This window comes from Paenibacillus sp. J2L1-98, assembly GCF_056269405.1.
Map to the genome: position 1 here is coordinate 87266 of NZ_JBWDNW010000009.1, position 26373 is coordinate 113638.

The 26373-nt window shown below is 46.2% G+C and carries 21 protein-coding genes and 1 pseudogene; 21 read left to right on the forward strand and 1 reads right to left on the reverse strand.

Going from position 1 to position 26373, the window contains the following annotated elements; all coding sequences use genetic code 11:
- Positions 1 to 9 precede the first annotated feature (9 nt).
- The 18 genes and pseudogenes from AC0YNZ_RS17675 to AC0YNZ_RS17760 all read left to right on the forward strand — a co-directional run.
- Entirely contained in the window at positions 10 to 1809 is a 1800-nt protein-coding gene (locus AC0YNZ_RS17675) for a cache domain-containing sensor histidine kinase (RefSeq protein WP_475827975.1), read from the forward strand.
- A gap of 292 nt (positions 1810 to 2101) precedes the next feature.
- On the forward strand, positions 2102 to 3220 hold the full coding sequence (locus AC0YNZ_RS17680; protein ID WP_475827869.1) for an alginate lyase family protein: 1119 nt from the start codon (positions 2102 to 2104) through the stop codon (positions 3218 to 3220).
- A gap of 150 nt (positions 3221 to 3370) precedes the next feature.
- Positions 3371 to 5122: a beta-glucuronidase gene (gene uidA / locus AC0YNZ_RS17685; protein WP_475827870.1), complete on the forward strand. Its 1752-nt coding sequence runs from the start codon at positions 3371 to 3373 to the stop codon at positions 5120 to 5122.
- Between the two features lie 124 nt (positions 5123 to 5246).
- The gene (locus tag AC0YNZ_RS17690; protein WP_475827871.1) at positions 5247 to 6911 is read left to right on the forward strand and encodes a GMC oxidoreductase; all 1665 of its coding nucleotides are present in this window, start codon (positions 5247 to 5249) and stop codon (positions 6909 to 6911) included.
- 6 nt (positions 6912 to 6917) lie between these two features.
- Complete coding sequence (locus tag AC0YNZ_RS17695; RefSeq protein WP_475827872.1) at positions 6918 to 8414, forward strand: GMC oxidoreductase; 1497 nt, start codon at positions 6918 to 6920, stop codon at positions 8412 to 8414.
- 14 nt (positions 8415 to 8428) lie between these two features.
- The gene (locus AC0YNZ_RS17700) at positions 8429 to 9256 is read left to right on the forward strand and encodes a sugar phosphate isomerase/epimerase family protein (RefSeq protein WP_475827873.1); all 828 of its coding nucleotides are present in this window, start codon (positions 8429 to 8431) and stop codon (positions 9254 to 9256) included.
- Between the two features lie 487 nt (positions 9257 to 9743).
- Positions 9744 to 10910 (forward strand): YhgE/Pip domain-containing protein, encoded by a 1167-nt coding sequence (locus tag AC0YNZ_RS17705; RefSeq protein ID WP_475827874.1) that lies wholly within the window; start codon positions 9744 to 9746, stop codon positions 10908 to 10910.
- 76 nt (positions 10911 to 10986) lie between these two features.
- Positions 10987 to 11577, forward strand: a complete 591-nt coding sequence (locus tag AC0YNZ_RS17710) for a TetR/AcrR family transcriptional regulator (RefSeq protein WP_475827875.1) — start codon at positions 10987 to 10989, stop codon at positions 11575 to 11577.
- A 304-nt stretch (positions 11578 to 11881) separates the two neighbouring features.
- A complete protein-coding gene (locus AC0YNZ_RS17715; RefSeq protein ID WP_475827876.1) occupies positions 11882 to 13714 on the forward strand; it encodes a hypothetical protein in 1833 nt (610 codons plus the stop codon).
- A 37-nt stretch (positions 13715 to 13751) separates the two neighbouring features.
- Positions 13752 to 14882, forward strand: a complete 1131-nt coding sequence (locus tag AC0YNZ_RS17720; protein WP_475827976.1) for a glycoside hydrolase family 88 protein — start codon at positions 13752 to 13754, stop codon at positions 14880 to 14882.
- Positions 14883 to 14900: 18 nt separating this feature from the next.
- On the forward strand, positions 14901 to 16118 hold the full coding sequence (locus AC0YNZ_RS17725; RefSeq protein WP_475827877.1) for a DUF2264 domain-containing protein: 1218 nt from the start codon (positions 14901 to 14903) through the stop codon (positions 16116 to 16118).
- 650 nt (positions 16119 to 16768) lie between these two features.
- Positions 16769 to 17050, forward strand: coding sequence for a co-chaperone GroES (groES, locus tag AC0YNZ_RS17730; RefSeq protein ID WP_053374210.1), 282 nt, complete (start codon positions 16769 to 16771; stop codon positions 17048 to 17050).
- A 74-nt stretch (positions 17051 to 17124) separates the two neighbouring features.
- Positions 17125 to 18753 carry a chaperonin GroEL gene (groL, locus tag AC0YNZ_RS17735; RefSeq protein ID WP_110772567.1) on the forward strand — a complete coding sequence of 543 codons (1629 nt, stop codon included), beginning with the start codon at positions 17125 to 17127 and terminating at the stop codon, positions 18751 to 18753.
- A gap of 122 nt (positions 18754 to 18875) precedes the next feature.
- Entirely contained in the window at positions 18876 to 19163 is a 288-nt protein-coding gene (locus AC0YNZ_RS17740; protein WP_475827878.1) for a hypothetical protein, read from the forward strand.
- A 439-nt stretch (positions 19164 to 19602) separates the two neighbouring features.
- Positions 19603 to 20307 (forward strand): EndoU domain-containing protein, encoded by a 705-nt coding sequence (locus tag AC0YNZ_RS17745; RefSeq protein ID WP_475827879.1) that lies wholly within the window; start codon positions 19603 to 19605, stop codon positions 20305 to 20307.
- 85 nt (positions 20308 to 20392) lie between these two features.
- On the forward strand, positions 20393 to 20956 hold the full coding sequence (locus tag AC0YNZ_RS17750) for a hypothetical protein (protein ID WP_475827880.1): 564 nt from the start codon (positions 20393 to 20395) through the stop codon (positions 20954 to 20956).
- A gap of 35 nt (positions 20957 to 20991) precedes the next feature.
- Positions 20992 to 21837 carry a hypothetical protein gene (locus AC0YNZ_RS17755; RefSeq protein ID WP_475827881.1) on the forward strand — a complete coding sequence of 282 codons (846 nt, stop codon included), beginning with the start codon at positions 20992 to 20994 and terminating at the stop codon, positions 21835 to 21837.
- 10 nt (positions 21838 to 21847) lie between these two features.
- Positions 21848 to 21961, forward strand: a pseudogene (locus AC0YNZ_RS17760) (TCP-1/cpn60 chaperonin family protein); the annotation flags it as partial.
- A 185-nt stretch (positions 21962 to 22146) separates the two neighbouring features.
- On the opposite strand, the gene AC0YNZ_RS17765 reads toward AC0YNZ_RS17760, so the two are convergent.
- On the reverse strand, positions 22147 to 22815 hold the full coding sequence (locus tag AC0YNZ_RS17765) for a FadR/GntR family transcriptional regulator (protein ID WP_475827882.1): 669 nt from the start codon (positions 22813 to 22815) through the stop codon (positions 22147 to 22149).
- A gap of 324 nt (positions 22816 to 23139) precedes the next feature.
- Here AC0YNZ_RS17765 and AC0YNZ_RS17770 point away from each other — a divergent pair, with 324 nt between their 5' ends.
- The 3 genes from AC0YNZ_RS17770 to AC0YNZ_RS17780 all read left to right on the forward strand — a co-directional run bounded on the left by AC0YNZ_RS17770 (position 23140) and on the right by AC0YNZ_RS17780 (position 26371).
- Entirely contained in the window at positions 23140 to 23784 is a 645-nt protein-coding gene (locus AC0YNZ_RS17770; RefSeq protein ID WP_475827883.1) for a bifunctional 4-hydroxy-2-oxoglutarate aldolase/2-dehydro-3-deoxy-phosphogluconate aldolase, read from the forward strand.
- 13 nt (positions 23785 to 23797) lie between these two features.
- Entirely contained in the window at positions 23798 to 24949 is a 1152-nt protein-coding gene (gene dgoD, locus AC0YNZ_RS17775; protein WP_475827884.1) for a galactonate dehydratase, read from the forward strand.
- A gap of 459 nt (positions 24950 to 25408) precedes the next feature.
- Positions 25409 to 26371 carry an ABC transporter permease gene (locus AC0YNZ_RS17780; RefSeq protein ID WP_475827885.1) on the forward strand — a complete coding sequence of 321 codons (963 nt, stop codon included), beginning with the start codon at positions 25409 to 25411 and terminating at the stop codon, positions 26369 to 26371.
- The last annotated feature ends 2 nt before the right edge of the window (positions 26372 to 26373 follow it).

Genomic DNA, 26373 nt, shown 5'->3' on the forward strand with positions numbered 1-26373 from the left:
TGGAGACTAATGTCCGTTCTTGTTGTATTGATTATTGGGTCTCTTAGCTGTCAAGGGATCTTGTCTTATTATTACTCAGCTGAAAAACTAGAGGAACAGGCGCAAACAATCTTGACTCAGAATATCAAGACGGCAGCTTTCCAAACCGATCAATATCTGCAGACATTCGAATTTGCAAGCAATTCGATAATTGGAAATATTGATATCCGCTACTGGTTGGAGATTGATGAAGAATCGGGTCCGCAAAGCTTATTCGACTATTATTCAGTTTATCAACAAATCAAGAAGTATGTTCTGAAGCCAGTGCTTATTTACTACCCGCAGACCACTCTTGTGTACTTAATACGACGGGACGGCCGAATTGTCTACGAGGAACGGGATGGATATCAGCCCCTGCAGACGGATCAGGCGGCAGAAAGGATTGGTGATTTGCTGGCCGTAACATCGGACGATGGCAGTTTATCTGTGCTGACCAGCAGCTTGAATCCCGATACGAAGGGTTTTACCGTATCAATGGCACGGAAAGTCAGGGGGCTGCACTCTTATGGCATTGAGGGAGTGCTGGCTATAGAATTTAAGGCTCAGGAACTTGCTCAGCTTTGGAGAAGTATTGATTTGGGTAACGGCGGGTATTTCTTTATTATTGATGAGGAAGGGCGACTGATCTACCATCCGGATGTCGGCATGATCGGTACGAAATTGAAGGCCTCTCTTATGAAGAAGCTTTCTTCTGGAAAAACGAGTTTTTCGGACGACGGTGATCGAATCAACCGAATATATGTTACCGGTGAGTCCCGCTACGCTGGTTGGAAGCTGGTTGCTTCGGTACCTGTCAAAGAGTGGACCAAGCCTATTAATTCCATCAGGACGATAACCCTATGGATAGGGGGAGTAACCCTGATTCTGGCCGTTGTTATTGCTTTCCGATATATACAATCCATAACCAGACCCATTAGTGAGTTGAGGGAAGGCATGAGGGAAACGGAGGAGGGTAATTGGTTTCATCTTCCGGATCCTAAACGCCAAGACGAGGTGGGCGAGCTCATTCATAGCTACAACGTGATGGTTACCCGGCTTTCCAGCATGATCGACAGGGTGTATAAGAGTCAACTGGAGCGCCAGAAGGCGGAATTTCAGGCACTACAGCTGCAGATCAATCCCCACTTTCTCTACAACTCACTTGCTACTATTAACAGCTATGCCATCCAGGAAGGGGCAAAGGATATTTCCCGGATGGCGAAGTCCATGTCATTCATGCTGAGGTATGCCATTCAGACGAATCTGGAAGAGATTACTGTGGCGAATGAACTCAATCATGTTTTGAATTATATGGAGATTATGAACCATAGACTTCAGAAGCAATTCGTGATTGAGGTACTCATTCCCCCGGATTACCTTCTGGAGAAAATGGTTCGGCTAACCCTACAGCCAATTGTGGAAAATGTCTTTCATCATGCGTTTCCTATGGGAGTGATGACAGAGCATTACATTCGGATTAACGCAAATATGGATGGGAGTCTGTTCTGTTTAACCGTGGAGGATAATGGTTCAGGAATGTCCCCTGAACGTCTTGCACTTGTTCGTGAACGCCTTGGCAGAAACCGCTTGGCGGAACCCTCCAAAAATGGGGATGGCACTGGCATTGGAATTGTGAACGTACACCGTCGAATTCAAATGGTGTTCGGTGAAGTGTATGGTCTGAGTATTGATAGTGTGTTTGGAAAAGGAACTCGTGTGACGATGCGTATGCCACGCATCGAGAAGGGTGAAAAGCTGATAAAAGAGGACACTTGGGGAATCACGGAATAAATTATGGACGTTTACTTTTTGAAACACTTTCCGTTTAATGTAACGATCGGTTAGAAACAGCCCACCTGTTTGATAGGAGGGCTGTTTTCATAAGAAAAGATAGATGGACAGTAAAGGAGATCATGGAGAGGAGCTCGTATGACTCTTATAATAATGATTGTAAGCGCTTCTGAATGAGGGTCCTGAATGTACGGAACATAGTGAATACGTGAGTCTGTCTACATGATACTAGAAAATTATGGAAATACTGGTTGCCTGATCGCCACTAACGAAAAGGAGAAGATGTTACTCCATGGAGACGTATTTATGGAATTTGAAGCAGCCTGACTTATTAAAAAAGAAGCTAGGGGAGCAGGCTTATCAAGCTTATTATCAGACCCTCTTAAAGGAAGCAAAGCACTCTCTTCAGGCAGGGGCCTACAAGGTAACAGATAAGAAACTCCTACCTCCAAGCGGAAACAAGAAGGATTATATGAGCTTCGGTATTTATTGGTGGCCAAATCCTGATACTCCCGATGGACTGCCCTATGTTAGGAAGGACGGGTATCGAAATCCGGAAGCGGATCAATATGATGAAGTAAAGCTTGGAAAACTGATACATCATCTTTCCATTCTGACGTTGGCTTATCACTACTCGGGCGACGAGGAATTTGCACTTAGAGCAGGCTTCCTGCTTCGCGTATGGTTTCTTGATTCCGATACGGGGATGAATCCTCATCTGAATTATGGTCAGTCGATTCCGGGAATTTGCGATGGACGGGGCATCGGTATTATTGACACCCGGAATTTGGGGATATTGGCAGATGCCGCTTCGCTGCTTGAAGGCTCTTCAGGGTGGTCAGCTAAGGACGGTAAAGCCTTACGAGTCTGGTTCACTGCCTATTTGGATTGGCTGACGACAAGCCCTCTTGGGATGGAGGAGGCGAAGGAAAACAACAATCATGGAACGTATTATGATGTACAAGCGGTTGCGTTAGCCATGCACGCCGGCCGTTTGGAAACGGCAAGAGGATTGCTGGAGAAGGCTGCTGAACGAAGGATACTGACACAGATGGAATCGGACGGAAAGCAGCCTCATGAGATGGTTAGGCCGATCGGGCTAGACTATTCAATGATGAATCTGTGCGGCTTAATGGACCTTGCACAGCTTGCTCAGCATGTGAAAATCGACTTATGGGGTTATCAATCATCGGAGGGAGTAAGCATACGAAAAGGTGTTGATTTTCTGGTGCCATACCTCACTGGTGAAGAGGCTTGGCCCTACGAGCAGATCAAGCCATATGATACGTATACAGCCTGCATTCTCATGATTCGTGCGGCTGCAGCTTATGAAGAGTGTAGATATGCTGGCATTGCTGAAAAACTGTTAGGAAGGCACGGGGGGCTTAGCTTTTGGAGATTGGTGTGGTGAACTCTCTAACGGTACAGCCTTTCAGTTATAGAACATTGTAGGCTGCGAACGGCAGATGATTACTAAGCTACCATGGGAAGCAACCGGTTCTTGTAATAATGTTAAGCCGCAAATCAGTTTTATTTGCATTAATGAATCGGAGGGGGACTTATGCTTTATCCACAAATGACAGCAACGCGTATCCTGATTTCTTTAGACGGCTTGTGGCGCTTTGCGGCAGACGCCGCCAATGATGGCGAAGACCGAGGCTGGACAGAGAGTTTGCCGGCCGACCGCGAGATGGCGGTTCCTGCCAGCTGGAATGAGCAATATCAGGATTTGATGTATTTTTTTGAAAGCGGCTGGTATGAACGTGAGATAGAAATACCGGTGACAATGCAAAACGAGCGCATTTGGCTGCGAATTGGCGCGGCCAATTATTTGTCGACCGTGTGGGTGAACGGTGAGCAAGCCGGAACCCATGAAGGCGGACACTTGCCTTTTATCATAGAAATGACGGAGTTGGTCCGATTCGGAACTCCAAACCGGATCACCATCCGGGTCGATGCGAGAATCGCGGCTGACCGGCTCCCGCCGGGGAATGTAGAGGATGAGCAGGTCATTGGCTTCAAGGGACAGTACCCGAACAATTACTACGACTTTTTCCCTTATGGCGGGATCAATCGCCCGGTGACCTTGTTTACGACGCCACAGACCTACATTGAGGACATTCGAGTCAACACGGACGTAAACGGCGGGCAAGGGAAGGTGGATGCGCGAATCCGTCTTCGGCACACGTTCCGAGGAACGTGTCAGGTCCGCATCAAGGGGACGGACTGCCAAGCGGAAATTCCGGTTAGCGGAACAGGGGAGTCATCCGAACTCAACGTCAGCTTAGATGTGCGTCAGGCGAGGCTCTGGTGCCCGGAGGACCCTCATTTGTATGACCTTGAAGTACAAATGAAGGATGAGAGGGGGGCTGCGGTTGATCAATATGTCCAGGCCTTCGGCATTCGGACCATCGCATTCGAGGGGACGAAGCTTCTGCTGAACGGAAAAACCATCTTCCTTACCGGCTTTGGTATGCACGAGGATTTCGCCGTGCTCGGCAAAGGCATGCATCCGGCCGTGCTCGCCAAAGATTTCAATCTGTTGTCATGGACAGGGGCTAATTCCGTCCGCACGTCGCACTACCCGTATAGCGACGAGTTTCTGCAGTACGCCGACCGGAAAGGGCTGCTGGTTATTGGCGAGACGCCATTCGTCGGCTTTGTACGAAGCCACTACAAGGGCACTGCCATTTTGGACAAAGCGAAGCGGGTCATCACGGAAATGCTGGAGCGGGACCGAAACCATCCTTGCATCATCGCTTGGAGCCTGGCTAACGAGGGGGATACGTTCGTTCCGGAAGCCGATCCGTTCTACAAGGCGCTCTACGACCATGCCAAGAGCCTGGATCACACGCGTCCGGTCACGATCGTTAACTGCGTTGACGTCGAACAGGATGTGGCGCTAAAGCATTTCGACTTTGTTTGTATTAACCGTTATTACGGCTGGTACGAGCAGGCCGGGAAGTTGGACGAGGGCTGCCGGGTGCTGGATGAGAAGCTCGACCGATGCTTTGAACTGCTCGGAAAACCGGTGATGGTGACCGAATTCGGTGCGGATGCGGTGGCAGGTGTTCATACCGATCCGCCGGAGTTGTTTAGTGAAGAATATCAAGCGGAGATGGTGACCCGTCAGTACAGCATCATCCGCAGCAAGCCATATACGATCGGTGCGCATGTATGGGCGTTTGCCGATTTCAAAACGAGCCAAACTCCATCGAGGGTTGTCGTGAACCGGAAGGGAATCTTCACTCGCGATCGCCAGCCTAAGCTTTCGGCACATAAGCTGAAGCAGCTTTGGAGCACACAGAAATAAACACACAGAAATAAACACACAGAAACGATGTAAAAAGACGCCGCGCGGGTGTCTTTTTGCACATTAGAGTCCATATACATGAAATATCCCGAAGCATTGGAAAAGACCGAAGGGTGGGACCCACTTGAAAATCAGGATCGCTCATGACGGGGAGACGCTAAGAACGATAGCGAAGAACACAAATATGACCCTCGACGATCTTATATCTCTTAACCCTCGCATTAGAAGTCCCGACCTAAACATCTCAGGCCAACCGATAAAACTACCTGCTTCAATTGCAACGACTACAAATCAGTATGACAAAGTCCTTCCCCCATGCCCGGCGCCGATGGTAACGACAGCCTTTTTAAAGAGCTGGATTCCTCAAACAGACTTGGAAACTATGGCTGAAAAAGAATATGATGTCTTAATTGTCGGCACTGGCGCGGGAGGAGGGGCCGTCCTTTGGAGATTATGCGATCAATGGCGGGAAAATGGTAAATCAATAGCCATTATTGATGCCGGGGATCTGTTGTCGCCCACTCATGCGGCGAATATTCCTTCAATGAACAGCACTCGGGTAAACGACTACTTCGAATCTGAAGCACGGAATAGAGAGAAATTCCTCCCTGATTTTGCCGGAGCAAAGCAAATTTTTGCCCTTGGAGGAAGAACTATATTTTGGAATGGAATCAGCCCGCGCATGAGCCCGTCTGAATTGCAAAAATGGCCCGTTAGTATGGATGAGATGAATCGATACTATGCTATTGCCGAACAGGTGATGAACGTCACAGATCATTATACTTCTGGTTCGTCGATCACAGAACGATTGCTAAATCGGTTGCAGAAGAACGGTTTTCCCGAAGCGGCTGTCGTCCCGATAGCCGCTAATCTAGCTCCATCAAGTTATGGTCAACTTAGTCACAAGGATGTTTTTTTCAGCTCTATCATTTTTTTGGCCGAAGCTCTTAATCAACGTGCTTTCGATTTGGCGGTAAACGCCCGTGCCGTTCAAGTGCTGGTTGATCAAGGGAAAGTCACCGGAGTCAAGGTGATGTCAACGAAAAATAAGAAAAGCTACATGCTCAGAGCGAAGAAGGTCGTATTGTCGGCCAGCGCCTTTGAAACTCCGCGACTGCTGCTTTATTCGGGAATTGGAGGACGTGCGCTCGGTCATTATTTGACCAACAATTCTTTTATCGCAGCCTATGGCAAAATCAGCCGCAGCGAGTTTCCGAAAACGTTGGGTACACTTTCCGTTCTGGTTCCTGAAACGGCCGAGAGACCTTATCAAATTCAGCTAAGAGGACCGATAGAATTTTTTTGGTATCAGCCTTATCAAGAACAACCTTTTTTGCAGGAATTGCCCATTCTTTTTCTCTGTTCCGGCAAAGTTGAATCCCGATTTGAGAACAAGGTAACTCTGAATTGGGATAGGAGAGATGAATACGGGGTGCCGGAGTTTCAGGTTGTTTTTTCCTATAGTGAAGTGGATCGCGCCGTTATTCGTCAGATGGAGGCTGGCTTCAAACAGGTTTCAAATGCTGCCGGAATAGTACTGACTGCCGCGGGCGGAAATCAAGCCTTCTGTCTCGCGCCCCCTGGAGAGGTCCAGCATGATTCATGCACATGCCGGATGGGAGTCGATCCGTCCACATCAGCGGCAGACAGAAATGGGCAAATCCATGGCGTTTCCGGACTTTATGTAGCGGATAACAGTGTCCTGCCTTCCATATCAGCCGCAAATTTAACTCTGACAACGGTTGCTCTTGCGATTCGAACAGCTGATCATATCATAAGACAGGAATGAGTGTATATGATAAATCACCATTCTCATGCGAACCACGGTCAAAACAACCGTATGCCTGATGTCCCCCCATGTCCGCCGACGCAGATCACCGAAGTCGTCCGTTCCTGGTTTCCGCTCACCTCTCTCGGGCAAATGGCTGATAAGGAATACGATGCCGTCATTGTCGGCAGCGGTGCGGGTGGGGGAGCCGTACTATGGCGACTATGCGAAAGATGGAGAAATAGCGGTAAAAAAATAGCCATGGTCGAGGCCGGTGACCTGCTGTTACCTACACATGCATGGAATCTAGCTATATTGTCCGGGGGACGCACAGATTTATTGTTCTCCAATCCGGAAATCAAAAGACCGCTTGGAAGAAAGCTCCCTGAGTTTTCTGGTGCGAATCAAATTTTTGCGCTCGGGGGAAGAACGCTGCAATGGAATTTGGTCGCTCTTCGAATGCCCTTATTTATCCTTGCAGGATGGCCTGTCCCGATCAGAGAGATGGATTTTTACTATAAGATCGCCGAAAATGTGATGAACGTTACGAAGACATTTGACCAGCAATCGCCGTTCACTCAAATCCTGCTTCAGCGGCTCTGGGATCATGGCTTTGCCGATGCATCCGCTTTTCCGAGGGCGGTAGATCTTAGACCTACTCAATACGGGCAAATTCATTCTAACGTTTTTTTCAGCTCTCTCTCTTTTTTGGCTGAAGCCTACAATCATAATCCCTATGATTTAGCCGTAAACGCTCGTGCCGTTCAGGTGCTCGTCGAAAAGGGGAGTGCTGCCGGGATCAAGGTGATGTCGCCGGACAAAAAACATTTCGTACTGCGGGCTAAGACTGTTGTACTGGCGGGAAGTACGTTTGAGACACCGCGCTTGCTGCTTGCTTCAGGGATCCAGGGAAGAGCAATTGGCCATTATTTGGCGGATAACATTGCGGTAAAATCATTTGGAACATTGTCCCGAAGCAGCCTTCCGGAGCTATTGGGACGTCTAGCTATCGTCATTCCGAAGACGCACTCGCACCCCTATCAGATCCAGATGGAGGCGGATGCGTCTTTGGAGCCGTTCATTCATTTTGCGATATACGGATGGGGGCTGACTGAACCGCAATTTGAAAATAGACTTACTCTGAGTCGCTCTAGGAGAGATGAATATGGCGTCCCGGAAATACAGGCTCATTTTTCGTACGGTGCTAAGGATTATGAAGTGCTCCGACAAATGAATGCAGGCATCAAGCAGGTTTACTCTGCGATCGGTGCCTCTTTAAGTCCGGATATCGACGACTCGGCATTTTGCCTAAGGCCGCCGGGAGATGACAATTCAGAGTGCGGTACTTGCCGTATGGGAGACGATCCATCGACTTCGGCTGTCAATCGCTACGGTCAAATTCATGGCATTTCCGGTCTTTATGTAGCGGATAACAGCATTTTGCCTAACGTTGGCGCGAATCCTACTTTGACTACCGTTGCCTTGGCCATTCGTACGGCCGATTATATCGCCGGGGCAGGATGAAAGGGGGCTTTGCATTGAATTGCTCCGTCACCTTATCTGCGTTCGGGGATGAGATTGCTTCGAGACTCGAGGTGCAAATGGATATTTTATCATCCGAAAGAATCGATCATCTTGATTTGCGTCTAATTGAAGGGAAAAATGTAGTTCAGCTTACCGATGATGAAATGGCTAACATAAAAAAGCGTCTGGAAGCCCGTCATTTTAAAGTAGCGTCGATCGCTTCACCGGTAGGAGGAGTTTTTATAACGGAGGACTTCGCTCCTCAGATCGAACAGTTGAAGAGGGCGATTGTAACGGCGAAATATTTCAACACGCCGTATATTCGCATTTTTTCCTTCAAAATTCCAAAGGAAGATCCTCCTTTCCAGTATAGAGATGAAGTATTAAGACGAATGAAGGAGTTTGCCCGCATCGCTATGCAGGAAGGGGTTATTTTGCTAATCGATAATGAGCATTATGGAAGCAACGGCGAGCGGCTTCGGGATATTTTTGAGGAGGTAAACTCCTGTCACCTGCGTTTGGCGTTTGATCCTGCAAACTTCATCAAGTTCCAGGTCATGCCGATGACTGATGCGTATCCGCTTGTCGAGCCGTATATCGGATACATTCATATGAAGGATGCCCGTGTTAATACGGGTGAGGTGGTTTTGCCGGGCATAGGGGACGGGCAGATCAGACAACTGCTTGAAGCAGTGAAAACAATTAAGTACTCCGGATTTATAGCCATAGAACCAAAAGGAGAGCCCGGAATGACGGATATCGGATTTTTCCTTGCGGCGGTCCGGAATTTGAAGAAGCTATTGGCGGAGCAAGGAATACATTGGAGAAATAGCAACGTGTAGGGGCAAAGTTAAGCGGCCTGATCTGCCGCTGTCGAGAGATTTTTTGAATGTTCTTGCTTTAATGCACTGCTGCACAAAAGGCATATTTAAAAGTGCTGCAAAAGATAAGTGCGAAAACGATTTATGAGATCATTAAACAGAAGAATGGCACTGCGAATTAGGGTAACCTATTTCGTAGTGCTATTTTATGTTACAAAATTGCTTTTAAACCGCTGTTTTTTTATTTGTAAAGATTCGTACTGAACCAACCATTCGCACCATTGGGATATTTTAGCTTTATGCAATATAGGGACTTTCATGTCTTTGAAAAAACGATTTTATTCTTTAATGGAGACTTTTCTTGTTGTTGAATCTAAATGGGGATTTTCTTGTCGTTATTCTAATAGATAGTCCTCTTCTTTTTTTGTTGACAAAACAAATCGTTCTGCGTAATATTTAAACAAACGTTTTAAACGGTTGTTTAAATAGAGAGCGGGAGTGGATAAGCATGAAAAACGCATTGCAAGCATTTATGAAACGTCCGACAACTTGGATCGGCATGATTACCGCACTAATGTTTCAGGTCATTTTCTCGGTCATTTGGATGACGGGCTACAACGGCGTCACGGACCGCGTCGATCAGCTGAAAATTGCGGTCGTTAATGAAGATCAGCAGATGGGACAAAAAATTGCGGGCAGTTTAATACAAAATTCGCCTTTTGATGTGAGACTGGTTGATAGCATAGATGAGGCAAAGCAGCAGCTAAACGAGCGTGAGCTTCAGATGGTTGTACGGGTACCGGCTGATTTTTCGCAGAAGGCGGCAGCGGCTGACGGTTCAGCTTCCATCCAATATTTCATCAATGAATCGAATCCGGCGCTTATTAAAAGCATCATGAGCGGCGCTGCGGCACAAATAACGGCGGAGGTTAACCGTCAAGCGGTTGCAGGCGGCATTCGAACTGTACTGGGCAATATGAGCATGCCAGCCGAACAAGCATCGGCAGCAGCGCAAGGATTATCGCAGCGCGTCACGACCGATATTCAATCCACGAATACGGTACAAGGAATGAACAACCAGATGGTACCGATGATGATGGTGCTTGCCTCCTATGTCGGCGCTATGATCATGGGGATGAATTTTGAGCAATCTTCAATGGCGGTAAGCGCGGCTGTCGGCAGATGGCGCCGTTTTGCCACAAGAAGCATCATTAATGTTGCGGCAGCCGTGCTTGTATCGTTAGTAGGCTCTACCCTGCTTGCTTCCTTTGGAGGTCAAATGACTCAAGGGTTCCTTCATATTTGGCTGTTTCAGCTGCTGTTCTTGTTAACCTTCATCTTCGCATCGCAAATGTTTCTTTATATGTTCGGGATGGCGGGCATGCTGTTTAATATTATCGCCTTGTCGGCACAGCTTGTTACCTCGGGCGCAATCGTTCCGCGTGAATTGCTGTCTGATTTCTACATCAAGCTGGGCGATGCCCTTCCGGCTACTTATGCGGTAGAAGGCACGATGAACATCTTGTTCGGCGGTCCGGCTGCGACGTCTGACGCTCTGGCGCTCAGCGTCATCGCAATAATCGCAGCTGCGGTTAGCCTGCTTGCCGTAGCTGTGAAACGGCAGGCTGTTCCCCAGCAGCAGCCGTCCGCGGTCATTGCCGGTCAAAGAAGATAAGCTCTAACCCGGCCTTGCTGTTTATCCGCAAATACGCCAAAATAAAAGAAATAATACGCTTCTATGGAGGACCGTCATGACAACAGGAGATGCGGATATAAAAATGAGAATATTGTTAGCGGCCAAAAAGCTGTTCGCCCAATACGGCTTCGAAAAAACGACCGTTCGGCAAATATGCGAGGAGGCAGGCGCTAACGTCGCGCTCGTGTCGTATCATTTTGGCGGTAAAGAAAATATGTTCGGCGCGATATTCGAGAGCTTTTTTCCTAACGATCAAATTGCCGGGGTAGACCCCTCCCTGGATCCTGTGCAGGGTGTCAAGCTCGTCATTCGCGAGGTAACGAAGTTTCGTTATAGCGATAAGGAGCTAGTATGTATCATCCAGCAGGAAATTATAATGAATACGGACCGCATTAAAAAAATACGCGAGCATGTCATGCCGATGTGGAGGCTGCTTCGCCGGTGGCTCAAACAGGGCGGGGAGCAGGGTCTGTTTCATTTCCGGTCATTAGATACCACGTTGATGAACATCGTCGGCACACTGTTATTTCATAGACATACGGAATATTGGACCATTTTGATTGAGGAAGAGACTCCAACGCTTGAGAACATGACCGAGGATTTGACGGCGTTCATTATGGGCGGACTGCAATACCGGGATAATTAGCCGGATCTGACAAATACCGTACGCGAGAAATCGCTGTGCGGTATTTTTTTGTATGTTCATCTTAATTTGAATTTTTCAAAAACAATTTCAACTATAGTTCATAAAAGTACTGATTTTTCACTACTAAGTACAAAAGAAAAATAATATATTAAAGCTAAATTATCCACGAAAGGCGGAGATGGCGAAGAAAGTACAGGGAGTAGGAGGCAAATATTAATTAAGCTGTTCAAAACGTTTTCGGGTGTAACACCCGTCGAATACAGAAGCCAGCAGAAGCGCGGATAGAATAGGAGCGTAATAAATCATGAAACGCAAGCTGATAATGGAGATACTTGAGCGTAGCAGAAAGCGCGGACTAGCGATGCTCGCTTTGGACGGGGCGGCTGAAGGCTTGGCGGCAAGTTTGCTTGCGTCTGAATCGAATCGGACACTTCTAGAGGAGATCAAGGCGGAGGCCGACCGGTTTGTGCAGACGCAAGATCCCGAGCTTACGTATGCGCTCTTTCGCATATACGGCGATACGGGCGAGCGGTTAGCGTATGAGCGCGTTTATTTTGAACGGCGCAAGAGGCTGAACGCTTTGGTTATCATGGCGCTGCTGGAGCCGGAAAATGCGGTTTATGAAGCTGCAGCACTCAATATTATTTGGTCGGTTTGCAATGAATTTACTTGGTGCCTGCCTGCCCATTTCAATGCGGGAGTTGAGAAGCCGGACATCGATTTATTTGCTGCGGAGACAGGCTTTGCGCTTAGTGAGATTTTATTGTTATGGGGAGACCGAATGCCTGAATTGCTGCGGAAACGGATAAAGTCCGAGGTAGAGCTGCGGATTTTTTGTCCTTTTTTGGAGCAGGGCCCATATGGGTGGGAGACCGCTGATCATAACTGGTCCGCGGTATGCGCAGGGTCGGTTGGCGCTGCCGCCCTCTATCTCATAGATGATTCAGAGCGGCTGTCCAGGGTGCTGGAGCGGGTGCTTGCATCGCTTGATTGCTATTTGGCCGGCTTTGGGGAAGACGGGGCATGCGCGGAGGGTTACTTATACTGGCAGTACGGCTTCGGCTACTACGTTTATTTCGCTCAGCTCTTAAAGACAGCGACAGATGGCGAAATTAACTTATTTGCATCAAGCAAGGTTAAGGAGATCGCGCTCTTTCAGCAGAAATGCTTTACAGGCGGCCGAACCGTCGTCAATTTCTCTGATTCGCCTTCCGAAAGCGGTATCTTTATGGGGCTTAGCTGCTGCTTGCACCGTGAATATGAAGAGGCGACCGTACCGGATGCGAGCCTTAGAGCGGACTATTCAGCAGATCACTGCGGCCGCTGGGCGCCTGCGATCCGAAATTTGCTTTGGCTTAAGGATGATTGGATGGAGGCTTCCGGTAAAAAGGCGATCTGGCCTGCCGAATCGTATTATTTGCCCGATGTGCAGTGGCTTTTGTCCAGGCATGTTAAGGAGGATGGCGGTAGCTACAGCTTTGCGGCTAAAGGCGGCCACAATGAGGAGCCTCACAACCATAATGATGTAGGCCACTTTATCGTGCATGCGGACGGACAAGCTTATTTGGCTGATTTGGGCAGCGGCAAGTATACGGCGCAATATTTTGGCCCGGAGCGCTATTCGCTTTGGTGCAACGGTTCTCAAGGACATTCGGTTCCGGTTATCGACGGCCTTCATCAGCAAAATGGAGCTTCATACCGTGCAGCGGTCAAGGAGACTTATGCCGGCGAGCGATTTGATCAGCTGGTGCTGGAGCTAAGCTCTGCTTACGGGCATTCCAAGCTTGAGCGGCTGGAGCGCCGATTCCACTGGGAGAAGGAAGGGCTGCCGGCCTTAAAGCTGACCGATACGATTTTGTTTGCCGCCGGCAGCGGCGAGGAGTCAGAGCAGCTCGTTACGGAGCGGTTCATCACATTGCTTGCTCCCGAGCTGGTAACGGAAGGACGAATTCTCCTATCAGGAAATCGTCGTTTAAGCATTGCCTATGATCATAAGGTATGGAAGCCTGTCGTAACTTCACGAAGCGATATCGATCATTTCGGACGTGAGCGGTTCTGGTATACGCTTGATTTTCATGGAGCAGCCGCAGCAGGGGTGCCTTTGACCGCGTCGTTTATTTTTCAATTTGACTCTTAATATAACTAAATTGCTGCAAGGAGAGGGAATATTGGACATGGAACAGATCAATTGGGTAAATGACGCTTGGGAGAAAGTACATGAGAAGGTAACGAGAACGAGCAGCCGCATTGGCGCAAGATTTCCGCATGCAAGCGTGGATGGGACCTATGTGCTGGAAGCGCCCCATTGGTGGACGGCAGGCTTCTGGCCGGGATTGCTTTGGCTGTTGTATCGCGATTCGGAGTCGATGGATGACCGCTATAAGGACATTGCCGAGTCATGCGAGCAGCAGCTCGATGAGGTGCTGGCCGGGTATGACCGATTGGATCATGATATCGGCTTTATGTGGTCGCTTACGAGCGTAGCCCGCTATAAGCTGCTGGGCGAAGAGCAGTCGCGCAGACGCGCTCTGCTTGCTGCGAGCGTATTGAGCGGCCGTTTTAATGTAAAAGGAAATTATATAAGAGCATGGAATCCGTGGAGCGAAGACGACCGCAACGAAGGCTGGGCCATCATTGATTGCATGATGAATTTACCTTTGCTCTACTGGGCCAGCGAAACGACCGGCGATCCGAGATTTAAGCATTTGGCGATGGCGCATGCGGATACGGTGCTGAATTATTTTATCCGGACGGATGGCTCGGTCAATCATATCGTGATCTTTGATCCGCAAACCGGTGAATTCGAAAGCGTAAACGGCGGGCAAGGCTTTGCGCCGAATTCGGCTTGGTCGCGCGGCGCGTCGTGGGCGATTTACGGAATGGCGCTTAGCTACCGGTATACAGGTGAGAGCAGATACCTGGAAGCCGCGAAGCGGGTTGCGCATTTCTTCCTTGCGAACTTGCCCGAGGATTCGGTGCCGCATTGGGATTTCCGTTTGCCTTCGGGTGTTGATCGTTACCGCGACACATCGGCAGGCGCTTGCGCGGCCTGCGGCTTGCTTGAGATTGCGCGAGCGGTCCCGGAGGAGGAGTCGGAGCTGTACCAAGCGGCCGGAGAGAGAATACTGCGCTCCATGTACGAGAACTACGGGGCTTGGGACAATCAGGCGGAAGAGGGCTTGATCCTGCATGGGACAAGCCATTACCCTGAGCGGAGAAATATTGATGTGCCGCTAATATACGGCGATTATTTCTTTGTAGAAGGTTTGGCGCGGCTAAGAGGAAATGCCGCAACTTTCTGGTAGAACGGAGGACGATTGACATTGAATAACAGACCACAGACTGACAGTCAGCTCCCTGATCGCGAATATTGGCTGGAGCAGCTGTTAGCTATTAGCAATCCTGTACTCACGTCGCTTGCCGAGCGCCGTCTCAAAGAGCGGATGCCGATTGAAATCGCGGAGACTGCCGGAGCGAATGAAGCGGAAAAGGCTGAAGCATCGGCGGCGCTTTTGGCTGACCGGGCTAAATATACGCATTTGGAGGCGCTTGGACGGCTCCTGTCCGGCATGGCTCCATGGCTTGAGAACCGGCAGATTTCCGGGGCCGAGGAGGAGAAGCGCAGCCTTTATGCTGTGCTTGCCCGAGAGGCCATAGATGCCGGCACCGATCCGGGATCGCCGGATTACATGAACTTTAGCGAAGGCTTTCAGCCGATTGTCGACGCGGCATTTTTGGCGCAAGCGATTTTGCGGGCGCCTGTAGAACTATGGGAAAAGCTTGCGCAGCGCGTGAAATTGAATGTGATTGCAGCGTTGAAGCAAACGCGGACGAGGAAGCCTTTTTTCTCGAACTGGCTGTTATTTGCGGCAACGATCGAGGCGGCTCTGTTTAAGTTTGGGGAAAGCGACTGGGACCCTATGCGGATCGACTACGCTTTAAAGCAGCATGAGCAGTGGTATTTGGGTGATGGAGCCTATGGAGACGGACCGGAATTCCACTGGGATTATTACAACAGCTTCGTTATCCAGCCGATGCTGGTCGATGTGCTTGCCGCGGTAGGCGGTCAATACGGGGAATGGGACGCGATGCGGCCTGCGGTAACGGACCGTGCCCGGCGCTATGCGGCCGTGCTGGAGCGTTTTATTGCACCTGATGGAACGTATCCGCCAATTGGAAGATCGCTGGCTTACCGCTTCGGCGCCTTCCAGAGTTTAGCCCAAAGCGCCTTGCTTGAAGCATTGCCGGAAGGCGTCAGTGCCCCGCAGGTGCGCTGCGCATTGACGGCAGTCATTCGCCGCACGCTGGACATGCCTGGCAACTTTACGCCGGAAGGCTGGCTGACGATCGGCTTTTGCGGGCACCAGCCGGGTATTGGCGAGCGTTACATTTCGACGGGAAGCCTTTATTTATGCTCCGAGGTATTTTTGCCTCTGGGCCTGCCGGGCGAGCATCCGTTCTGGAGCGGCGCAGAAGAGGCCTGGACTTCGAAGAAGGCATGGTCGGGACAAGCTTTTGGCATAGACACGGCTTTGAAGTAGACTTGAGAAGCAGGGACTGTCTCAGAAGCCAAATGACTGCAGGGGCTTTTTTCGGGCTTAGGCATCGTTCGTCGGAGGGCGGCGGTTTAATTCGATTTTTTGAAACTAATTACCGTTCGCTATCCGATAACGGCGGTTTAGTGTGATTTTACCTATTTAAACAGCGTTTTAGGAGAGCAGCTTCTAAAAATGACCGATTAATTTTACAAAATAGAGCTAATCGGCCGTACTCCCGCCCTGAGCGCGATTTAGTTTAGTGAAATGAAACTGCATCACTCACTTTTTACATCATCACCCGCTTACAAATTCAATAAGTGCTGTCTCTCAGGTTTTTAGACCTTTTGAGATAGCACTTTTTTTTGCCGCTGTCAGGCTGCGCTTGATTCTGACCTCTTGGAACGAGAGTTGGTTCGAGATAATATTCGGGTGTTCTCCGGCGGGAATGGGATTCGCGTGAACGGTTTAACGGAAGGATGAAACGGGAATGATTGCTGCTGCATTGGGGATAGTGTAAATTAACGGAAAATTAAAACCAAGCACTTGAAATTAACATTGAAAATGAGTATGATAAACATAGTTGTTAGCACTTGAAGGTTACGAGTGCTAACGAGAATAAAAGAAGCGACAAATATTGAAGGAGGCTATTTTCAATGATCAAACCTTTGGGTGAACGCGTATTGATCGAAGCAATCGCGAAAGAAGAAACAACCGCTAGCGGTATCGTATTGCCGGATTCGGCGAAAGAAAAGCCGCAAGAAGGTAAAGTGGTAGCAGTTGGCAGCGGTACGCTGAAAGATGGCGTTCGTGTTGCTTTGGAAGTTAAAGAAGGCGACCGCGTTCTTTTCTCCAAATATGCAGGTACTGAAATCAAATACGAAGGCAAAGAGTATTTGATTATGAAAGAAAGCGAAATTCACGCGATTTTCGAATAGAAGCCCGCTCCGGGACACATAGAAGGCAAGACTAAGCAGTTCTACTTAAACTATTTTTGGGAGGTTTTACGTTAATGGCTAAGGAAATTAAATTCAGCGAAGACGCTCGCCGCGCAATGCTGCGCGGAGTTGACGCACTTGCAAACGCAGTTAAAGTAACACTAGGTCCAAAGGGACGTAACGTTGTACTTGAGAAAAAATTCGGAAGCCCGCTCATCACAAATGACGGCGTATCCATCGCGAAAGAAATCGAGCTTGAGGACGCTTTCGAAAACATGGGCGCTCAACTCGTTAAAGAAGTAGCAACAAAAACTAACGACGTAGCAGGTGACGGTACGACTACCGCTACTGTTCTTGCACAAGCGATGATTCGCGAAGGCTTGAAAAACGTAACGGCTGGCGCTAACCCTATGGTTATCCGCAAAGGCATCGAGAAAGCGGTTAAGGCTGCTGTTGAAGAGCTGAAAGCAATCTCGAAACCTATCGAAGGCAAACAGTCGATCGCACAAGTTGCTTCGATCTCGTCCGCTGACGATGAAGTAGGCCAATTGATCGCAGAAGCAATGGAGAAAGTCGGCAACGACGGCGTTATCACTGTAGAAGAGTCGAAAGGCTTCGTTACAGAGCTTGAAGTGGTTGAAGGTATGCAATTCGACCGCGGTTATGTATCTCCATACATGATCACAGATACAGATAAAATGGAAGCGGTTCTCGACAACCCTTACATTCTTATCACTGACAAAAAAATTACGAGCATTCAAGAGATCCTTCCGGTTCTTGAGAAAGTCGTTCAATCCGGCAAACAATTGCTGATCATTGCTGAAGACGTTGAAGGCGAAGCTCAAGCTACACTAGTAGTGAACAAGCTTCGTGGAACATTCACTTGCGTAGCGGTTAAAGCTCCAGGCTTCGGTGACCGTCGTAAAGCTATGCTTCAAGATATCGCTGCTCTAACAGGCGGCCAAGTCATTACAGAAGAACTCGGTCTTGAGCTGAAATCGACTGGCGTTGAATCGCTGGGTTCCGCTCGTCAAATCCGCATTACTAAAGAAACGACAATTATCGTTGACGGCAGCGGCAACTCCGCTGACATCGTTGCACGCGTGAACCAAATCCGCGCTCAACTGGAAGAAACAACTTCCGACTTCGATCGTGAGAAGCTTCAAGAGCGTCTTGCAAAACTGTCCGGCGGCGTAGCAGTAATCAAAGTCGGCGCAGCTACAGAAACAGAATTGAAAGAGCGCAAGCTCCGCATCGAAGATGCCCTCAACTCCACTCGTGCAGCGGTTGAAGAAGGTATCGTATCGGGCGGCGGTACAGCTCTAATTAATGTATACAGCGCTGTTGCTGCTGTTAAAGCAGATGGCGACGAGCAAACAGGCGTTAACATCGTTCTTCGTTCCCTTGAAGAGCCGATCCGCACAATCGCAGCTAACGCAGGCCAAGAAGGCTCCGTTATCGTTGAGCGTCTGAAAAACGAAAAAATCGGTGTAGGCTACAACGCAGCTACTGGCGCATGGGTGAACATGTTCGAAGCAGGTATCGTTGACCCTGCTAAAGTAACGCGTTCCGCACTGCAAAACGCAGCTTCCGTTGCGGCTATGTTCCTGACAACTGAAGCAGTTGTTGCCGACAAGCCAGAGAAAGACAAACCGGCTATGCCTGATATGGGCGGTATGGGTGGAATGGGCGGCATGATGTAGGGTTTCAGCCCTTACATTTGTGAAATAGTCTAGACTATTTCAGCCCAGTCTGAGAACTGGTCACGAAAAAAATATTTTCTAAAGTGTAGACTACTTCCTAAAAACAGGAGGTAGTCTTTTTTATGTTGTTAAAATTTGCTTATCAGGATTTTTTGGATGACAGACGGTTTAAGAACATAACAAAGCAAAACATATTTTTAAATGAAGAAGAACTAGAACTTGTAGAAAGTAATAGCATACAGGCAGCTGGGAAATGGCTTAAAGTTCAGGAGCTATGTAGTTCCATCTTCTCTTTTTGTTTGTTTAATCCTGAGATATATTACCTATTTCACCATATAATCGTTGGAATTCAAGGAAATATTATTGCATTTCCTAATAAAGTAAAGTTAACGGCGAGAACAGCTACCTAAGTGGATTATAAGTGATAGGGTTATAAAGGGCCTGTTTGTTGCTCTGATACTATGATGAAATTATTGTTCGCTAGAGTGTTGTTGTGGTTTGAGGAGCGCAAAACTCATATCGGAAATTACTAATCTTATTTTTGGATCTAATGTATTAAATTTATGTTATTCTATTAGAGTTCATTTTCATTTTAATGTAAAAAACATTTTATTAACGATAATAGAGAAGCATTTATCGTCAAAATTAATTAAAAAAGAGAATCCGTTGATTATTAAACTTTGCACTTATTTTATACGATGCCCACTAATGCCCTATAAATGATTCTATAGGTACAAATTTACAAAAATAATTTACATCAATGATAAGATATGGTACTGTTTGGTAATGAAATAAATAAGTTGGCCAACAAAATTTATTTTCGTATTTAACATTTAGGGAGGCATTAATTTGTTTAAGAAAAGACTTTTAATAGCTATTATTTCATTTTCTATACTAACAGTTACTATGTTACCACATGTATCTTTTGCTAAAGCTAGTATTGCGGAAGATACTAACCAACGAATTGTGACAGAGGAAATTAAGCAAAGAACATTAGATATTATCTCGAATGCAGAATCATCTTCTCAAGAACAAAGTCAATTTGAAACAAAAAGCATCTTAAGAATTATTATGACAGCAGCTAAAATACTTTATGGTGCTACAAAAACATATAATAAAGTTACTGAAAACTACGTTGAAAATGCTATAGAAGCTGAATTTGATGGTATATCATGGTTAAACCCTTCTAACTCGAATTTAGAAGAAATTTGGGTACTTGGTACTGGGTATTATGTTGATTTTAAATTCGGTACTGAAGCTAGGGGGATGGAACATATTTTATCGAAACATCATCCTAAATATTGGACCGGGCAAGGGTATGGAGAATATAATTCATTTTTTGATGATACAACTACTATGCAAGACATAATTGCTATTGCAGCTGTAATCATTAATCAAACAAATGATAATAAAAATAAAGTAACAGCAAACAGAACATCAAATGTTGCAGTTGATGGAGAATACAATAATAAGCAATATCGAGTTGTTATTAGTCCTGATTTAGAAGTTGTGACTATTTATCCTCTTGGTTGGAATGTGGCAGAATCACAGTAACATTAAAAATTTTATTATCCGGAAAGCCATTGGTTTTCCGGATACCCCTAATCTTAAAAATCTTAATTATCTTTCTGGAGGTCTTATGATAAAAATAAGTACTTTTTTGCTTTTGTCTCAGCAAACTCTTCAGAATTTCCATGCACAAAAATCAGATGAAAAAATGCTGGATAAGTGCTTTACTAGCATTGACGAAACAAATATTATTAATGTCTTACACTCCAGAAACAGTTATAAGGATAGTAATGATTTTAATATGGCTATTGTTATTAATGTTGATAATGAAATTAAGCTTGGATTCAGTAATTGGGGATACGACTTATGGAGAAGCTACATTAGTACTCTATCAAATTATATTCATAGTAACTTTAATTATGGTAATTCAATTTACGGCACTGATCCTTATGTCATTTCATTTCAGCATGTAGGACTCATTGATATTGAGGTTACTTTAAGATTTGATGGAGTAAATGGTAATGCAGTAGTTAAGTCATTTGTTTTAAATGAAGAAGCCTTCATTCAATCATTAATTCAATCTGCGGAATACTATTACATGATGATGCAAAAATATAAATTTTCAGTCCCTACAAAGTTAATTCATCATCTGAATGAAATTAAAGAAAGTATTAGTAATAAGTATAACGCATAATTTTTAGTATATTTTAATAGGAGTGTCTCATACTAATGAAAATATATAAAATTTCTATATTGTTAATTATTATGTTGTTTTCCCTAACAACTAATGTATTTGCAACAGCTTCGAATCAATCTTCCACAAAACCTTATATTGTTTTAGAGGAATATTTAACTGCTGCTATAGATGGGAATTATAAAAAATTAAGTAGTTTAACTCTTGACGAGCGTTACGAAAGTAGTTCGGAAAAGGAATTTAAATATCAAGAAACAATGATTGACGATCATAAAAAACCTGTTTCATTTGTTATTTTAAGTGAAAAATTGATATCAAGTATGCATTATGAATTTGTTGTTCAATTGAATTTTAAAAATCAAGGGATAGCAAATGTCCCTTTCACAGTAGTAAAGAATAATACAAACTGGAAAATCAAAATATCAGCAGATGTATTAAATGAAAATGAAAACTTTAAAGTGATTGATACTGGTGTTTATGAATCAGCTAATTCATCTTTAATGTCATCAAGCAGCACAATGAGATGTCAATGGAGTTTCTCAAAACGAGTTGATGGAAGAGAATTTACAACACTTTGTGATAATTTTAGTATTAATGCTCCTAATTACAGTGTTTTGTTAAATCTTCAGCAGTATAATGATAATGGTGACACTGATATACCTTTAATTAGATATGATATTATTGAAGTTAAATGGTATGGTATTCAAGTTTGGGGATATACCGATGTAATTGGAGAGAAAAAAGGTCAGGCATATCAAGTTAATGTTTATGGCGATACTAAAGGAGCTAGCAATTGTTATATTAGATTCGTAATTAATGATGTTCCAAATAAGGTAACTACATTTCGAGGATTTGGTGAGATTTACGATACTGCAATCTAACATAAGATAGTCGTTTGCGGCGATGTTCCTGACAACTGAAGCAGTTGTTGCCGACAAGCCTGAGAAAGACAAACCAGCTATGCCTGATATGGGTGGCATGGGTGGAATGGGCGGCATGATGTAATAAGGGTGATAAACCCTTATGCATCAAGGGTTCCCTAAATAGGGAACCCTGCTTAACCACCTCGAACAAATAAAAGGCTTCTCATGAGTTCAAATTGAACTTCGTGAGGAGCCTTTTTATTATGAATTGCGCAGTAATGGGAAAGACGGAAGCTGCAGCAAGATTTGAATCAGAAGGTAAGTTGGTTACTTCTTTAATGCTTCAAGCATGTCGCAGATATGACTATGCATGAGCTGTCTTGCCTGCTCGCTGTGCCTTTCCTCAATGGCGATCGCAATTAAGATGTGATAATTGGATGCTTTGGTACGCATATGAGGCAAGGTGTTAGTCTGCTTGCGACCTTCGGAGAGAAGGGGATAGATGGACTCCAGCATGCGAAATAGGACAGGGTGCTGTGCTGACTCTGCAATGAGCTGATGGAAGGAAAGATCGGTATCCAGAAATGGCCCCCCTTCTTCCATCTGGTTAACCATGGAGTCAGCCAGCGCACGAAGCTGCTTGACTTGGGAGCGCGTAGCATGTTCTGCACTTAGGGCAGCGAGCTCTGGTTCAATGAGCAATCTTGCTTCCAGTAATTTAACGAGAGAAATATCTCCCAGTTCCTTAAGATTTGCAGTAGGGTCTTCCAACAACAATGGATCGTTACGTACATACATTCCCCGTCCATGTTCGATGCTGACGTTTCCTTGGCTTTCCAGAGTCCGCAGCGCTTCTCTTACAGTGGATATACTAACCGCCAGATCCTTAGAGATCTCTTGCAGCGTTGGTATACGTGATCCGGGCGGCCATTCCCCGCTAATAATTTTCTGTTTAAGTACATCTATTGTCATTGTAAAGGTCGTTTTTTTCATCATAACAATCCCCTGTGTATCTTCATATTAGGTTTATATTAACATAATCGAACAAGCTCCACCTAATAGTAATTACGTATTGACAGCTAGAAATAAAGATACTATGATACCTTCTTAAAGATCTGATCTTTATGTGATAATAAGTGATTAAATGAGTGATTACAAGTTTATCCCTCTTGTTAGATCATATCTATATGTATTAAAATAAGAATTATTAAATATAGATATGATCTATAAAAGGGTGCCCGCCGTTGCAGCAGAGGAGGAGGATAGGATGGAAGCCGTTACTTTTGGAGAATCCATGGTTCTGTTTGAGGTGAAATCATCATGAACAAAAAGGAAAAGCTGCAGCAGTTAAAGGATTCCGGCATCGTTGCAGTCATTCGTAAGCCTCCGTATAACAAGGTCATTCAGATTACGGATGCGCTGGTCTCAGGCGGCGTTGGAGCGCTAGAGGTTACGGTTGATACAGACAGGGCATATGAAATCATTGCTCAGTTGAAAGAGCGATACGAAGGTAAAGCCCTGGTTGGCGCAGGTACAGTATTAGATGAACAAACAGCGAAGGCAGCGATCGAAGCTGGAGCTGATTTTATTTTCTCACCGATCCTGGATGAAGCTACGATCCGTCTGACCAATCGATATGGGCGGATCTCGATTCCAGGGGTCATGACACCGACAGAAATCGCGAAGGGGTATCAATACGGTGCAGACGTGCTTAAAATATTCCCGGGCTCCTCACTGGGTGTCAACTATATAAAAGAGCTGTCGGCTCCGCTCGGACATATTCCGATGATGCCAACGGGCGGAGTTACTTTGGACAATGTAGGACCATTTATTCGCGCAGGCGCTGTGGCCGTCGGAATAGGGAGTTCATTAACGGACAAGAGAGCGATTGAAGAGGAACGGTACGATGTGCTTACAGATTTAGCCAGACAATTCAGACTGGAAATCAAAAAAGCCAGAGAATAGGGAGAGGGTAACTTTGAAAATTACTAAGTTTGAGACTTTTATCGTACCACCCCGTTGGCTGTTCTTAAAAATTGAAACGGATGAAGGAATTGTTGGATGGGGAGAGCCCGTAATTGAAGGCAAAGCTCATACGGTACAAGCGGCTGTAGATGAGCTCATGGATCTGTTAATCGGGAAAGATCCGCTTCGCATTGAAGATCATTGGCAAGTGATGTACCGTGGCGGGTTCTATCGTGGCGGATCCATACTGATGAGTGCGATCGCCGGGATCGATCAGGCGTTGTGGGATATTAAAGGGAAATATTTCAATGCTCCAATCTATCAGCTGCTGGGCGGGGCATGCAGGGATTCGATGCGTGTCTATTCCTGGATCGGCGGGGATCGACCGAGTGATGTCGGACAAGCGGCATTGGAGAAGCAGCAGGCAGGCTTTACTGCTATTAAGATGAACGCTACAGAAGAGATGCAATATATTGATAGCTATCAAAAGGTGGATCAGGTCGTGGAACGGGTAGCAGCGATCCGTGCTGCCACCGGTTCAGACTTTGGCATTGGTGTGGATTTTCACGGTCGTATTCATAAACCAATGGCTAAGGTACTTGCCAAAGCATTGGAGCCTTACAGGCTGATGTTTATCGAAGAACCCGTGCTTCCGGAAAATAACGAGGCACTCCGGGATATTGCCAATCATACAAGTGCGCCGATTGCGACGGGTGAAAGAATGTTCACACGCTGGGATTTCAAATCATTGCTGGAAGATGGCTATGTGGATATTATTCAACCGGATTTATCGCATGCAGGTGGAATTACAGAGTGTAAGAAAATCTTTGCGATGGCGGAGGCTTATGATGTTGCAGTAGCCCCTCATTGTCCTTTAGGCCCGATTGCACTAGCTGCCTGTCTGCAAGTTGACGCAACAGCTCACAATGCAGTCATTCAAGAACAGAGCCTCGGTATTCATTATAACCAAGGGAATGATCTGCTGGATTATATAACGGACCCCGGCGTATTCTCCTACGAGGATGGGCATGTGAAAATTCCGCAGGGCCCGGGACTCGGTATTACAGTTAATGAGGAGTACGTCCGTAGAATGGCGTCGGAATCCCCGCATCGGTGGAGAAATCCGATTTGGAGACATAAGGACGGATCGGTGGCTGAATGGTAGGACGCAAGGTTCTTTTTGATTATTAAATTAAAAACCCGAAGCTTCGCAAGAGTTCACCGAACTTTTGCGGAGCCTTTTTTTTTTGCGTGTTTTTGTCACATTAATTCTATTCATTAGATTTCATGAAAACGCATACATGTCATTCTTGACTAATCAATTTTCGCCTATGCTGAAGGCTTGTCTACCCGCTCTAATACGATTGGTATTATTTGCGGAGGGCGATAAACGGGGGTTTTTAGGACAAAAATGACACATAATCGCTATTGTCAGAATAATCGGAGTAGTTTGCCATCAAGCGCTTTCTCACTGTAGTATGCGCTTTCATCCGTAGTTGAAAATGACATATTTACGGATTCTCCAATTGTCGGCTATCGTTGGATTTGTAAGCGATAGCATGTATCGAATCTGTCGCTAATCACGAAGTTAACAACAATAACGAAACCGGGAAGGGGTGATGCTATGCAGGAGGCTAAAGGTATTGTAACGGGCAGCTTGCTTCCGGAACCGGATACGGCGAAGAACAGAGTGTGGAGAAGGGTTGTTCAGAATTGGGAGCTTTATCTATTCATTGCACCCGCATTTTTCTACTTTCTTATCTTTTCTTACGGTCCGATGTACGGCATTCAAATTGCGTTTAAAAACTTCATACCTACAAAAGGGATTTTCGGAAGCCCTTGGGTTGGGGTCGATCATTTTGTCCGATTCTTTAATTCTTATTATTTTTGGGACTTGCTGTGGAACACTTTGAGTATTAGCCTGTATGAACTCGCCATCGGGTTTCCGATTCCGATTATTCTGGCGCTGGCTTTCAACGAGTTGAAGAGCGGCTTCTTTAAACGGATGGCCCAGACCGTCACTTATGCGCCGCATTTTATTTCTGTTGTCGTTATGGCGGGGATGATCATTACGTTCTTGTCGCCTTCGACGGGAATTGTCACACATATTATTGAATGGCTCGGCTTTGACTCGCCTGATTTCCTGACGGACCCTCAGTGGTTCAAAACAATGTATGTTTTCTCGGGTGTCTGGCAAAGCGCAGGCTGGGGTACAATTATTTATTTAGCAGCGCTTTCCGGGGTAGACCCGGGTTTGCATGAAGCGGCGATTATTGATGGAGCCTCACGATTCCAGCGTGTTCGCCACATTAACATCCCGACGCTTATCCCAACGATGACGATTCTATTGATTCTGAATATGGGAAGTCTGCTTGGGGTAGGATTTGAGAAAATACTATTGCTGCAAAACTCGCTAAACATGGAATCATCGGATGTCATTTCGACTTTCGTGTATCGTTCGGGGCTTGTGGATGCCCAGTACAGCTTCTCAACGGCGATCGGCTTGTTCAATTCCGTAATTAATGCGATTGTGTTAGTTGTGGTGAATCAGATCGTCCGGCGTACGAATGAAAACAGCTTGTGGTAGAA

Coding starts and splice junctions, on each gene's coding strand:
- AC0YNZ_RS17705 (WP_475827874.1), top strand. CDS start 9,744: ATGAAAAACGCATTGCAAGCATTTATGAAACGTCCGACAACTTGGATC.
- AC0YNZ_RS17695 (WP_475827872.1), top strand. CDS start 6,918: ATGATAAATCACCATTCTCATGCGAACCACGGTCAAAACAACCGTATG.
- AC0YNZ_RS17740 (WP_475827878.1), top strand. CDS start 18,876: ATGTTGTTAAAATTTGCTTATCAGGATTTTTTGGATGACAGACGGTTT.
- AC0YNZ_RS17770 (WP_475827883.1), top strand. CDS start 23,140: ATGAACAAAAAGGAAAAGCTGCAGCAGTTAAAGGATTCCGGCATCGTT.
- AC0YNZ_RS17780 (WP_475827885.1), top strand. CDS start 25,409: ATGCAGGAGGCTAAAGGTATTGTAACGGGCAGCTTGCTTCCGGAACCG.
- AC0YNZ_RS17765 (WP_475827882.1), bottom strand. CDS start 22,815: ATGATGAAAAAAACGACCTTTACAATGACAATAGATGTACTTAAACAG.
- groL (WP_110772567.1), top strand. CDS start 17,125: ATGGCTAAGGAAATTAAATTCAGCGAAGACGCTCGCCGCGCAATGCTG.
- AC0YNZ_RS17720 (WP_475827976.1), top strand. CDS start 13,752: ATGGAACAGATCAATTGGGTAAATGACGCTTGGGAGAAAGTACATGAG.
- AC0YNZ_RS17675 (WP_475827975.1), top strand. CDS start 10: ATGTCCGTTCTTGTTGTATTGATTATTGGGTCTCTTAGCTGTCAAGGG.
- groES (WP_053374210.1), top strand. CDS start 16,769: ATGATCAAACCTTTGGGTGAACGCGTATTGATCGAAGCAATCGCGAAA.
- AC0YNZ_RS17710 (WP_475827875.1), top strand. CDS start 10,987: ATGACAACAGGAGATGCGGATATAAAAATGAGAATATTGTTAGCGGCC.
- AC0YNZ_RS17680 (WP_475827869.1), top strand. CDS start 2,102: ATGGAGACGTATTTATGGAATTTGAAGCAGCCTGACTTATTAAAAAAG.
- AC0YNZ_RS17715 (WP_475827876.1), top strand. CDS start 11,882: ATGAAACGCAAGCTGATAATGGAGATACTTGAGCGTAGCAGAAAGCGC.
- AC0YNZ_RS17755 (WP_475827881.1), top strand. CDS start 20,992: ATGAAAATATATAAAATTTCTATATTGTTAATTATTATGTTGTTTTCC.
- uidA (WP_475827870.1), top strand. CDS start 3,371: ATGCTTTATCCACAAATGACAGCAACGCGTATCCTGATTTCTTTAGAC.
- AC0YNZ_RS17750 (WP_475827880.1), top strand. CDS start 20,393: ATGATAAAAATAAGTACTTTTTTGCTTTTGTCTCAGCAAACTCTTCAG.